The 12966-nt window shown below is 30.9% G+C and carries 11 protein-coding genes; 1 reads left to right on the forward strand and 10 read right to left on the reverse strand.

Annotation, left to right across the window (positions count from 1 at the left end; genetic code table 11):
* The 7 genes from RH99_RS03710 to cobT all read right to left on the reverse strand — a co-directional run bounded on the left by RH99_RS03710 (nt 1) and on the right by cobT (nt 7078).
* Nucleotides 1-1929, reverse strand: a complete 1929-nt coding sequence (locus RH99_RS03710) for a PrkA family serine protein kinase (RefSeq protein WP_010234130.1) — start codon at nt 1927-1929, stop codon at nt 1-3.
* A 144-nt stretch (nt 1930-2073) separates the two neighbouring features.
* The gene (locus tag RH99_RS03715; protein WP_010234132.1) at nt 2074-3519 is read right to left on the reverse strand and encodes an MFS transporter; all 1446 of its coding nucleotides are present in this window, start codon (nt 3517-3519) and stop codon (nt 2074-2076) included.
* A gap of 90 nt (nt 3520-3609) precedes the next feature.
* Nucleotides 3610-4056 carry a MarR family winged helix-turn-helix transcriptional regulator gene (locus tag RH99_RS03720; protein ID WP_010234135.1) on the reverse strand — a complete coding sequence of 149 codons (447 nt, stop codon included), beginning with the start codon at nt 4054-4056 and terminating at the stop codon, nt 3610-3612.
* Between the two features lie 75 nt (nt 4057-4131).
* A complete protein-coding gene (locus tag RH99_RS03725; protein ID WP_010234138.1) occupies nt 4132-4728 on the reverse strand; it encodes a histidine phosphatase family protein in 597 nt (198 codons plus the stop codon).
* Nucleotides 4719-5462, reverse strand: coding sequence for an adenosylcobinamide-GDP ribazoletransferase (gene cobS, locus RH99_RS03730; RefSeq protein ID WP_010234141.1), 744 nt, complete (start codon nt 5460-5462; stop codon nt 4719-4721). Before cobS ends, RH99_RS03725 begins: the two co-directional genes overlap by 10 nt.
* A 1-nt stretch (nt 5463) precedes the next feature.
* Nucleotides 5464-6006: a bifunctional adenosylcobinamide kinase/adenosylcobinamide-phosphate guanylyltransferase gene (gene cobU, locus RH99_RS03735; protein ID WP_010234143.1), complete on the reverse strand. Its 543-nt coding sequence runs from the start codon at nt 6004-6006 to the stop codon at nt 5464-5466.
* Between the two features lie 4 nt (nt 6007-6010).
* Nucleotides 6011-7078: a nicotinate-nucleotide--dimethylbenzimidazole phosphoribosyltransferase gene (gene cobT, locus RH99_RS03740; protein WP_010234145.1), complete on the reverse strand. Its 1068-nt coding sequence runs from the start codon at nt 7076-7078 to the stop codon at nt 6011-6013.
* 268 nt (nt 7079-7346) lie between these two features.
* On the opposite strand from cobT, the gene RH99_RS03745 reads away from it, so the two are divergent.
* The gene (locus RH99_RS03745; protein ID WP_010234147.1) at nt 7347-8522 is read left to right on the forward strand and encodes a M20 family metallopeptidase; all 1176 of its coding nucleotides are present in this window, start codon (nt 7347-7349) and stop codon (nt 8520-8522) included.
* 184 nt (nt 8523-8706) lie between these two features.
* On the opposite strand, the gene RH99_RS03750 is transcribed toward RH99_RS03745, so the two are convergent.
* The 3 genes from RH99_RS03750 to RH99_RS03760 are packed head-to-tail and all read right to left on the reverse strand — an operon-like array spanning nt 8707 to nt 12754.
* Entirely contained in the window at nt 8707-9153 is a 447-nt protein-coding gene (locus tag RH99_RS03750) for a hypothetical protein (RefSeq protein ID WP_010234149.1), read from the reverse strand.
* 18 nt (nt 9154-9171) lie between these two features.
* Nucleotides 9172-11025, reverse strand: coding sequence for an ABC transporter ATP-binding protein (locus RH99_RS03755; protein ID WP_010234151.1), 1854 nt, complete (start codon nt 11023-11025; stop codon nt 9172-9174).
* A complete protein-coding gene (locus RH99_RS03760; protein WP_010234154.1) occupies nt 11018-12754 on the reverse strand; it encodes an ABC transporter ATP-binding protein in 1737 nt (578 codons plus the stop codon). The genes RH99_RS03755 and RH99_RS03760 overlap by 8 nt, the downstream gene beginning before the upstream one ends.
* Nucleotides 12755-12966 lie beyond the last annotated feature (212 nt).

A 12966-nucleotide genomic window follows, 5' to 3' on the forward strand; every position in this document is an offset into this window, starting at 1 on the left:
TCAATCCTTCCATAAATTGTTAGCAGCATATTTCAATACGACATCGCAGCAGTGATCGCAGTAACCATTTTCTTTCATCTGTTCTACCATAGCATTATATTTCTCATATTGTTCTTTATCTCTAACTCTTGATTTAGTTATTATTCTTGATAGATCTTTAACGGATGTTGTCAATTTTTTCTCTATAGCCTCTTTTAATGGCTCATAAGAAGTATAGTCAATTTTTCCACCATTTCTAACTACATAGAACATATAAGAAGTAACATCACTTCTGAATCCTTTAGCTGAATTCTCTGAAATTCCTATTTGTTCTTCTATAGATCTCATAAAGATTTCATCTGGTTGAAGCTCTTCGCCAGTAGATTTATCTTTAAGTTTTGTCTTATTTACATATGCTTCTGCATTATCTAAATAATTATTAAATAAGCTCTCTGCTTGCTCTCTAAAACTATTTATAAATGCCTTAGTAACTTCTTTCTCTAAAGTCTTATTGTACTCTTTTCTTATTGTATCCTGTATAAATCCTAAATACGTCTTCTTCTGATCTTCAGCTATATCAAGATCTTTAACTGACCTAACTATGCTTTCCATAATACTTAATGGGTTTATGCAAGGATGTTCTGAATCTGAAACTGAAAGAGCATTGTCTATAGCTTTTATTATAAATCTTGTAGATATACCATGCATACCTTCATCAAGTCCTGCCTCTTCCCTAAGCTCAGAAATATCAATTTTTTTAGTAGTTCCCTTTTCCACAATATCTTCACCGTTATATATTTTAAGTTTAGTAAGAGGATCTGCTTTATTGGAAGCTTTTAATCTACTCAATATTGCAAATTCAGCTGCTGTTTCTATTGTGTGTGGTGCTATATGAGCATCAAATTTACTCTTTTTAAGTATCTTTTTATATATCTTAACTTCTTCATTTAATTCTAGGCAATAAGGAACCTCAACTTTAACAATTCTGTCTAGTATAGCCTCATTTGTGTGATCTGATTTAAATCTATTCCATTCAGCTTCATTAGAATGGGCAAGAATTATACCATCAAAATATATCATTGATCCTTTTCCTGGAGAAGGAACTGATTTCTCTTGAGTAGCAGTTATAATAGTATGCAAATATTCAACATCATTTTTGAATACCTCTATAAATTCTACAAGTCCTCTATTACCAACATTGAATGCACCATTTAGAGAGAATATCCTAGGATCATCCTCTGAATACATATCCATCTTTGAAATATCTACAGATCCTGTAAGGATAGACGTATCTTGATTATTTGGATCTACTGGTGGTACAACACCTATACCTTTTCTTGATCTTATAGAGAAAGTACTGGTTTCTACAGGGAATTTTTCATATTGTCCATCATACTCATGTAATAATTTATATTTACATGCTGGGCATAAATCCCCTTCAATTTCCAATCCTAAAAGATCATTGAATTTTTTTCTAAGATGATTTGGTATTAAATGTAAAGGTTCTTCATGTAAAGGGCAACCCTTTAAGTGATAAATAGGTGGAGCAGATTCTAAAGACTTTTTAAGTGCATCTACTAAAGATGACTTTCCTGCTCCAACTGGACCTACTAAATACAGTACCTGTCTTGATTCTTCACCCCTCATAGCTGCTGAATAAAAATAATTTACTATTTTCATAACAACTTTATCTATACCAAAAAAATCATCTTTGAAGAAATTATACCTTTTCACAACATCATTTCCATATATCTTTCTTATCCTAGGGTTTTCTTCTGGTTTTAATACTTCAAAACCACCTTTCATAATTATGTCATATAATCTCTTATGTGCCAGTTGTGCTATATCTGGATTTTTCTTAATAATCTCAAGATAATCCAAAAATGTGCCCTCAAATTTTTTGTTACGCTTACTTTCCCTGTCATTTTTTATTAAATCCTTAAATTCCATACTGCACCCCCTGATACTAATTTATATTTAATTAAATATAGTCTTTTAATTACTTGTTTATAAAATATATATGTTAGCACTATCCCATAACATGATAAATAATTAAAAAAAACGTATTAGAATTTTTTCTAATACGTTTTTGGATTAATATTCTTCTATTACTTCTTCATTATTTTCCTTACTGGAATACAGCCTTATTGCAGTTATAATGGCACCTATAGCACACATAACTGCTGACCCTATAAACACATATCTCATACCATATATAAAAACATCATTTCTTCCTTCTACATAATTAACTACACGATACCCTATTTTATAACTCATTCTATTATATAAAATCAATGTAGACAAGGATACACCCAATACCATTCCTAAATTTCTAACAAGTGCATTTACACTACCTGCAATACCCAACTTATTTTTCGCCACAGTAGACATAACTAAGGAATTATTAGGTGATTGAAACATACCATTTCCAACAGTCATAATAGCTATAAACGCAGCTACAATAAGAAGACTTGAATTCTCATTTAAAGTAGCCATAAATACAAAACCTATACTCATGAGTATAAGTCCCAAAAATGTAAGGAATTCTGATCCTATTTTATCAGATAAATACCCACTTACCGGAGAGACCACAGCTAAAATCAATGGTGAAATCATCATAAATATTCCTGTTATTGCTGGAGATAATTTAAGTACATCCTGTAAATAGAAGGGTAGAATAATTGTTACTGCACTAATGGCAATAAAGGAAACAAATCCGCAAAAGATACTTAAAGAAAATAAATTATTTTTAAAAATATTTAATTCAAGAAGAGGTATTTTTACTACTTTCTCCATAATTATAAAAGATACCAATGATATAATAGCAATAATAAACCCAATAATAATTATAGGATGTTTGTATCCTATATTCTGTCCTTGAACCAGTGATCCAAATAATGATACTATACCAATTATAAACAATATTGATCCTCTAGCATCCAATTTTTCCTTTAATATATTATTTGCTCTAGGAAAAATCTTCATAGAAATAATAAAAGTCATTACACCTATAGGTACATTTATTAAAAATATATATTCCCAACTAAATGCCGAAACTATAATTCCTCCAATAGGAGGTCCCACCATAGTTCCTAATGCCACAAAAGTTCCAGATATACCAAGTGCCCTTCCTCTCTCATTAACTGGAAATACATGAGTTATAATTCCCTGACTATTAGACATAGTAGCTGCAGCCCCTACGCCTTGGATAATCCTTGCCAATACCAATACTAAAAGTGAATTTGTCATACCACATAAAAAGGATCCAATAGTAAATAGTGCAATACCAAATTTAAATATTTTTGTTTTCCCCTTAATATCACCTAATCTCCCAAATATGAGGATCATAGCAGATATAATAATAAGATAGCTTGTAATTACCCATTCAATAGATCCCATAGTAACATTTAATTTTTTTGACATAACAGGTAAAGCCACATTTACAATACTAGTATCCAGACAACACATAAATGTCATTAGAACAACTGTAAGTAAAATAAGCCACCTGTTTTTATTCAAACTTTTATTTTCCTTGTTCAAAACTAATCAATCCCCTCTTTGCATTTTTCCTTATACATCTTCAGAAAAATAACCAGTCCATATGCTAGTTTATTTCGCATATTTCACTTGTTATTTTCTATCACATGTCTTATGTTTCTTTGCATTCAACAGAACCTTATCTAAAAATTCAATACCAATCTGCATTTCTTCCTCACTACAACCCTCAACTAATATACCTATCCAATTATGAATTACCTTTATAATCTCTGGAATCATTTTTCTTCCGCTCTCTGTTAAAAATAGTTTATATGCTCTTACGTCCTCTTTATTTTCTTTCTTTTCTATATATCCAAGTTCTATAAGCTTCTTTACTGTTCTCGCAGACATAGCTTTATCAACATTTAGTTCTCTACTTATTTCATTTTGACTTATACCTTCATTTTCATTAAGTATGAGCAAATATGGATATATTCCTGTACTCAATTTAAACTTTTCCAGTCTTTTATCAATGTAACATTGAGTACTTCTATAAATCTTACCATTCAATTTAGTTAAAGATGTTATTTTATCATTCATCTATGAATTCCTCTCTCTTTATCTTCTAAAGTAATATTACTACCCTATTGTTGATTAGTCAACGATAAATATATTTTATAACACATCCACTATATTATCTCTACAATTTATTCCTTTAATATACATGTATCCCTGTTCTATTGAGACTACTGATGCCATACCATGCATTACTTTAAACTTATAAAAATAATCCTGCTGTTTGAAAACTAAGGATAGAACACAGGCAATTACTCCTCCATGAGTAACTACAAGTATCTTTCCATTTCCCATTCCATTACTAATACTATCAATAAAATCTTTTGTTCTATTAAAAAGATCCTTAAGGCTTTCCCCCTCTGGTATTCTATAGTTTAATACATCTTTTATCCAAGCTTTACTTTCCTCAGGATACTTATCACATATATTATCATAATTTAACCCCTCAAATATACCAAAATTTAGTTCTGACAACCTGTCATCTATTCTGTAGCTTTCAGTAATTAATCTTGTACTCTCAATAGCTCTTTTTAAAGGACTTGTATACACAGAATCAAATTCTATATTTTTTATATATTTCTCTATATTTTTTATTTCAGATATGCCCTTTTGTGACATTTTCACATCAGATACTCCACCATATACATGGTTTTCATTTAGTTCAGTACTACCGTGTCTTATAAATACTATATCCATCTCATCACCACAAGAAATGCTATAAGGGATACTATTTCACTCAGTTCACAATTAGCTCCGTATACATCTCCTGTAACTCCTCCAATCACTTTATAAGAATATTTCATAAAACATAATGAGAAAATAATTGCTGATAAAAAAGCTACCACAAAAGCATATTTCCCAATAAATACTCCAAATATAATTAATATCACTAGTGTAAAAACAAAGTATATTTTAGAATTCTTATTCATAAATATCTCTCCCATACCACCAGGCCTTGCAGATTTTCCAAAGGAAAATAACATTGTAATCATTGTTCTCCCAATAGCACAGGATAAAACTAGTGCTGGAACAGCCATCTGTACTGTCATGTTTTTTAATAAAACATATTTAAACATTATATCAAACACTATGGAAATGACTCCAAAGGCACCTACTCTACTATCTTTCATAATTTCAAGTATTTTTTCTCTAGGTCTTGAAGAAAAAAATCCATCTGTAGTATCAGAAAGACCATCTATATGAAGTCCACCCGTAACCAATACTAAAGATAATACTGCCCCTAAAGCTGCAATATCATTATTTAAAAAACTTAGCAAGTAATATATACCACCACTAATTCCACCTATAATCATGCCTATTATAGGGAAAAAAATTGGAGTTTTACTTAAATTATTTTTATTAAAGTCTATTCTTATATTTATGGGAAGTCTCGTTAAAAACTGAAGTCCAAGTATAAATGCTTTAAGCATATTATTTTATCCTCCTAGGTATGCCGCAAGTTACAAAATACACCTCTGTACAAAGCTTGGCAACTCTTTGATTTATTCTACCAATGATATCCCTATAAACCCTGGATATATGATTATCAGGTACTATAGAATATCCAACTTCATTTGTAACCATAACAAGTTCCCCATTTATAGCTTTAACTTTATCCATAAGAGCTTCTATTTCACTTAAGACTTTATTTTCTACCTCTTCTTGTTTTTCAAATGGAATCACCTTATAATCTTTAGTAATATCAAACATAATATTAGAAGTCATAACTGTGATACAATCTACAATATAACTTCTAATATCTCCAACCGCCTTATATATATCATAAGTATCCTCATAAGTAGTCCATTCATTAGGTCTTGATTTTCTATGTAATTCAATCCGTTGTCTCATCTCTTCATCATATATTTTTGATGTAGCTATATATGTAACTTCTTTAATCCCATCAAATATAGATTCTGCAAAGCTGCTTTTCCCACTTCTTGCTCCGCCAGTCACTAAAATTATTCTAGACATATATTCACCTCATATCAACTAAATAGTCTGTTTCCATTTTTAATTCCTCAAAGGTCTTCATATTGTTTATTATAGCCAAAGAAGCCTCTATTATATTAAAAGCAAGAGGACATCCTGAACCTTCTCCCAATCTCATATCCATATGTAAAAATGGTTTCATCTGAAGTTCTTCCATGATGTAAGTAGCTCCTGGTTCCATAGACAAATGAGATGGAAACATAAAATCTCTAGTATCCTTATTTAGTCTATATGCACAAAGAGCTGCCACAGATGCTATAAATCCATCTATAACAATAGGTACTCTATTTTTAGCTGCTCCTAAAAAGCATCCACACAGACCAGCAATATCAAATCCTCCAACCTTTGATAATACATCTATTACATCATCTTTATCTGGTATATTACAATCTATAGCTTGCTTTATAATCTCTTTCTTTTTTTCAAACATATTTTCTGTAAGTCCTGATCCCTTTCCACAGGTATACTCTAAATCTATATTTAAAAGTACACTTAATACTGCAGAACTGGTAGACGTATTCCCTATACCCATTTCTCCTGTACCAAAAATATCATAGCCCTTTTGCACCAAATCATCCACTATTTCTATACCCGTTTCTATAGCTCTTATAGCCTGTTCTCTGGTCATAGCTGGACCATTTTTCATATTTCTAGTTCCATAGGCTATCTTTTTGTTAATTATATCATCATTTTTAAAGTTATAATCTACACCTATATCAACAACAGTTATATCTGACTTTTCCTGCTCAGAAAGTACACAAACTCCAGAATTACCCTTTGTAAAATTTTCTGTAACTATAGCAGTTAAGTTTTTAGGACAAGAGCTAACTCCTTCTTCTGCTATTCCATTGTCAGCACACATTATAATTATATTTTTCTTTTTTATGCTGTTTTTAACATTTCCAGTTATTCCTGCTATTCTCCAAGCTATTTCTTCAAGGCCTCCTAAACTTCCAATAGGCTTTGCTAAAGCATCCAATCTCTTTTTAGCAAGAATAGTTTTATCATTATATAAAGGTTTAATATTTTCTAATGCTTTCGCTAATATTTTCATAGATCCTCCAAAAAAATTATATATTTCAAAATATACGTCACATCTTTGACTTGTTATTTATTTTCACATGCCTTATTCGATTATATCCATATTAATATTTTAATGTCAATAAAAACCTTCTTTTTCTCCTTTCCAACATATTTCCATATTAAAATCCTAAATATTATAGTATAATTAATTTATAAGAATAGATCAAAATTAGTGATAATTCATATAATATATTATATAATAATTAATATTAGTTAGTAAGTGATTGGAGATGAGATATATGAATATTAAATCTATTGCACCAAAGTACAAAGATTATATGATAGAATTAAGGCGACATTTTCACAAATATCCTGAACAAAGTTTACAAGAATTCGAGACCTCAAAAAAAATAAGAAGTGAGCTTGACAAACTTGGAATACCTTATAAAATATCAAGCAGTACAGGTACTGGTATACTTGCAACTATTGAAGGTGGTAAACCTGGAAAAACGATTGCTCTTCGTGCGGATATAGATGCCTTACCAATTACCGAATGTAACTTAATAGATTACAAATCAAAAAATCCAGGACTTATGCATGCCTGTGGTCATGATGGACACATGGCTTCATTACTGGGAGCTACTAGAATCCTTAAAGAAATTCAATCTGAATTAAGTGGAACAGTTAAACTCATATTTCAGCCTGGTGAAGAAGCTGGAAGTGGAGCTAAATCTTTAGTTACTGAAGGTTTTTTAGATGGAGTAGACAGCGTATTTGGTATACATTTAATTCCCGATATAGATTGTGGAAAAATATCTATTGAAGGTGGACCTAGAATGGCTTCCTCTGACAAGTTTAAGATAACTGTAAAAGGTAAGAGCGGACATGGTGCAAAACCAAATCAAGCTGTAGATGCTTTAGTTGTAGCATCAGCTATAGTCTTAAACTTACAGTCTATTGTAAGTAGAGAAGTAGATCCACTAGAGCCTCTAGTAGTAAGTGTTGGAACTCTTAATGCTGGTACTCAATACAATATTATAGCTGATACAGCTGTGTTAAAGGGTACTACTAGATGTTTCAATGAAAATATAAGAAAAAAAATACCTCATGCTTTAAAGAGAATAATAGAGAGCACAGCAAAATCTTATAAAGCTAGCGCAGAATTAGAATATAAATTCACTGTTCCGCCAGTAATAAATGACTATACCTTAGCACTAATCGGTAGACATGCTGTAGAAGAAATATTATCAAGAGATGCTATAGAAGATAAAATGACATTTTTAATATCAGAGGATTTTGCAGAGTATCTTCAAGAAGTTCCAGGTGTTTTTGCATTAGTTGGAGCAAGAAATCCTGAAAAAGATGCAATCTATTCCCTTCATAACGATAGATTTAATATTGATGAAGATTCTATGCAGATAGCAAGTAGTTTGTATGCTGAGTACGCTTATGAATATTTAGAAAATTCAAAATAATGTATAGTTCTAAAAAAATCTTAGCCTTGCTTTATTTGAATCCTAATGTGATTGAAAATTGCATGGCTAAGATATTTCTGGTATTTACTCTAATGTTATACGCAATTCACCTTCAATGTTTTGACCTTATTTAACTCTTATTAAGATTGAAGGTTTTAAGACTTCTAGAACTTTTAAACTCACTTCAATAATTATATATAAGTTTTTTCTTGTATTTTAAAAGTTCTGTATAGAAGTGTTTTATTTTTTGCTCATCTTTATCATTTATAATAACAAAGTCTTTTCCCATAATTATATATAAATAAGGCCCTTTACTTGATTCTAAGAAAAGAAATCCCTCTCCTAATCCCTGTACATTAAATTTACCTCGGTTAATATTTCCCATATCAACGCCATTAATCTTATTGAATTTAGGTATTGTATCTTTCAAATATACATCAGTTATAGCATTAGATTTATAGTACCTATCTGCTAATCCCGCTTTAATTTCAATCTCATTATCTAATATATTTAAATTTGTTTTGGCCATACGTTCTTCAAATAATAATATAGAAACAGGTGTAACTACTACAACAATAACTACAATAATCATTATCTTAGATAGAGTTGTTAATTTACTGTTATAATTCATTTTATTACCTTCTTAACATTAAACTTTTTCTATGTCCATGTTGTTAAATTGTTTAAAATACATATTATAATATACACCTTTTTTTACTATAAGCTCTTCATGATTTCCCTTTTCTATAATTTGGCCTCCATCTATTACCATAATAACATCTGCATTACGAATAGTACTCAATCTATGGGCTATAATAAAACTTGTTCTACCTTCCATTAACTTTAACATAGCTTCTTGTATTTTAAGTTCCGTCCTGGTATCCACATTACTTGTGGCCTCATCTAATATTAGTATATATGGATTTGACAATACTGCCCTTGCAATAGCTAAAAGTTGTCTTTGCCCTTGGCTCAGATTATTTCCACTTTCCGAAAGCAATGTATTGTATCCCTTAGGCAACCTTTTTATAAATACATCTGCATTTGCCACCATAGCTGCTTTTTCTATTTCTTCATCCGAAGCATTTAATTTGCCATACTTTATATTCTCCTTTATGGTACCAGCAAATAAATAGGTATCTTGTAGTACTATACCAAAACATTTTCTAAGACTATCTCTAGTATATTCTCTTATGTCTATACCATCAATACATATTTTACCACTAGAAGCATCATAAAATCTAGTGATTAAATTAACAATTGTAGTTTTTCCGGCTCCTGTAGGCCCTACTAAGGCAACACTTGCCCCTTCTTTAGCTTCAAAACTAATATTTTTAAGCACTGCTATATCTTTACGATACCCAAAACTAACATTGTCAAATAATACTTTTCCTTTAACTTGCTTTAATTCCCTAGCATTCTTAATATCTTCTACTTCGTTTTTCTGGTCCAATATATCAAATACTCTCTCAGCTCCTGCAATAGCAGATTGAAGGGTATTAAATACACTAGCTAAGTCGTTTAGTGGTCTTGAAAATTGTCTTGAGTAACTTAAAAAACTGGCTATAACACCTACCGTAATAATATTTTTCACTGCTAGAGTTCCCCCAACACCTGCAACTACAGCAAATCCAACGTTATTGATTACATTCATTATTGGCATTAAGTACCCAGACCATATTTGTGCTTTTAATCCAACTTTATATAGTTTATTGTTTATTTCATCAAATATTTCTATTTCTTTAGTTTCATGATTGAAAGCTTTTACTACATGAATTCCAGATATAGCTTCTTCAATATGACCATTTAACTTTCCAAGCTCCTTCTGTTGATCTTTAAATAAAACACTAGTATTTTTAGCTATAGTTCTTGTTAATAGAAATACTAGAGGCACAGTAACCATACTAGCTAAGGTTAAAATTGGACTAAGTATAATCATCATAATAAGTGAACCTAAAATTGTTATTGCACCAGACATTAACTGTGTAGTTGATTGAGCTATGGTACTGCTCACATTCTCTATATCATTAGATAGTCTACTCATAATATCTCCATGAGTATTTATATCAAAAAAAGATACAGGAAGCTTTTGAAGCTTTGCAAAAAGAGTTTTACGTATATTCATTACTATACGCTGCGCCGCTCCAGCCATAAACCACCCTTGAATAAAAGTCAATAGTGCATCTCCAAAATATGATATTACCAGTACTACAAGAATTATCTCCAATAATTTAAAATTAACTTTTCCACCAATTGACATGGAATCAATGGCTTTACCAATAAGATAAGGTGCCGATAGACTTATAACCGCATCTATAATTATTAATACAAATATAATTATCAACAGATTTCTTTCTTTACCAAAATATGTCCACAATCTTTTCAAAGTTTCTTTGAAGTTTTTCGGTTTTTCCACAGGTCCCATATTTCTTCTACCACCACGTCGTGGTCCCATACTAGGCATATTTATGGTTTTTCTTTCAATCTTATTATTCTCAGTCATTGGATATCATCTCCTCACCTAATTGAGATTTAAAAATATCCCTATATATATCACAATTTTGCATAAGTTCTTCATGGTTTCCCACTCCCTTTATCTCACCGTCATCCATAACAATTATTTTATCAGTTCCCATTACAGATGTAATACGTTGAGCAATTATTATATACGTGAGTTCACTAGTATATTTTTTTAATCTATTTTTTATGTTAGCCTCTGTAGTTACGTCTACTGCACTAGTAGAATCATCAAGTATAAGTATTTCAGGTTTTTTAATTAATGCACGTGCTATTGCAACACGTTGCTTTTGTCCACCTGAAAAATTAACACCACTTTGACCAATCCTTGTATCATATCTTTCTGGAAAAGTTGAAATAAATTCATCTGCTTGTGAAACTTCTGCCGCTTCTTTAACTTCTTCAAAAGAAGCATTTTCCCTTCCCCATTTTATATTTTCCATAACACTACCGGTAAATAATATAGTTTTCTGAGGCACTATAGCGATTTTTTTCATTAACTCATCTTTATTCATAGACTTTACATCTATACCATCTACCTTTACAGTTCCCGAAGTCACATCATAAAAACGTGGTATAAGATTAACTAAGCTAGTTTTTCCAGAACCGGTAGAACCTATAATTCCAATGGTTTCACCAGGCATACAAGTGAAATTTATATCCTTTAACACTGGTTTGTCCCCATCATTGTTATAAGAAAAATACACATGTTCAAAATCTATTCTTCCCATATATTTAAACTCATTTTTAGTATTTCTCTCATATTCTATAGTGTTCTTTTCCATAAGAACTTCACCTATACGTTCTGCTGAAGCCCTTGCTCTTACAGACATATTAAACACTACAGATATCATCATAATTGAAAAAAGTATTTGGGTCATATAATTTATAAATGCTATTATCTTTCCAACTTCCATATCTCCCATATTAACATGTATTGCCCCAATCCATAAAATTACTACTATGCCTAAATTCACAACTATGGCATTAGCAGGTGAAAATACTGCCATGATACGCATTGCTGTAATTGATAGCTTACCATATTCACTATTTACTCTTTTAAATCTAGTAGTTTCATAATTAAACCTGTTAAAAGCCTTAACCACTCTAACTCCAGATAAATATTCTCTCATAATACTATTAACATTGTCTAAAGCCCTTTGAACCTTAACAAAATACGGATATCCAATATTCATATTACAAAGTATTAATAATCCAACTATAGGTACTATTGCAACTAATACCACAGAAAGTCTAAGATTGAGTCTTACAGCCATAATAATACTACCAATACATAGAATAGGCGCTTTAACAAAAATTCTCATAAGACCATTTGCGAAATTTTGCAGTTGTGTTACGTCATTTGTAATTCTCGTTATAAGAGAGGCCTGTGAGAATTTATCAACATTATCTAGGGAGAAGTTTTGTATTTTTTTAAATATATCCGATCTTATGTTTGCTGAAAATTTTTGTGATACACTGCTAGACAAAAAATTTCGGCCACAAGCAGATAAAGCACCTAAGGCTGTAATCATAAGCATTATTGCTCCCATTTTTAGTACGTAATCCATTTGTCTATTTTTAACTCCAACATCAATTATCTTTGACATTATAGTAGGTTGAAGTAAATCACAACAAGCTTCTAGTATAAGAAACACTATTGCTAAAGAAAATCCTTTCCAATACTTGTCAACATATTTTTTTAATACTTTCATTTTATACACCTCTTTATCTGTGTGTTGAAGCAAGTTCTTAATTCAGGTGGGGATTCTTTTACCCCATCTGAATTTTAGAACTGCAAATGCATGGCTTACTTGGCGTTGAACTCCCCCTTGAAGAAAAGTAGAGAACCCAAATTTTAATTTGGTGTGAATCGCTTTCACAGAGTGCGTGGGAGACTTACACCAAGTTAGTCAGGTTAAAATAA

This window comes from Clostridium arbusti SL206 (genome assembly GCF_000246895.1).
Lineage (GTDB): Bacteria > Bacillota > Clostridia > Clostridiales > Clostridiaceae > Clostridium_I > Clostridium_I arbusti.

Coding starts and splice junctions, on each gene's coding strand:
- RH99_RS03710 (WP_010234130.1), bottom strand. CDS start 1,929: ATGGAATTTAAGGATTTAATAAAAAATGACAGGGAAAGTAAGCGTAAC.
- RH99_RS03720 (WP_010234135.1), bottom strand. CDS start 4,056: ATGAATGATAAAATAACATCTTTAACTAAATTGAATGGTAAGATTTAT.
- RH99_RS03725 (WP_010234138.1), bottom strand. CDS start 4,728: ATGGATATAGTATTTATAAGACACGGTAGTACTGAACTAAATGAAAAC.
- cobS (WP_010234141.1), bottom strand. CDS start 5,462: ATGCTTAAAGCATTTATACTTGGACTTCAGTTTTTAACGAGACTTCCC.
- cobU (WP_010234143.1), bottom strand. CDS start 6,006: ATGTCTAGAATAATTTTAGTGACTGGCGGAGCAAGAAGTGGGAAAAGC.
- cobT (WP_010234145.1), bottom strand. CDS start 7,078: ATGAAAATATTAGCGAAAGCATTAGAAAATATTAAACCTTTATATAAT.
- RH99_RS03745 (WP_010234147.1), top strand. CDS start 7,347: ATGAATATTAAATCTATTGCACCAAAGTACAAAGATTATATGATAGAA.
- RH99_RS03750 (WP_010234149.1), bottom strand. CDS start 9,153: ATGAATTATAACAGTAAATTAACAACTCTATCTAAGATAATGATTATT.
- RH99_RS03755 (WP_010234151.1), bottom strand. CDS start 11,025: ATGACTGAGAATAATAAGATTGAAAGAAAAACCATAAATATGCCTAGT.
- RH99_RS03760 (WP_010234154.1), bottom strand. CDS start 12,754: ATGAAAGTATTAAAAAAATATGTTGACAAGTATTGGAAAGGATTTTCT.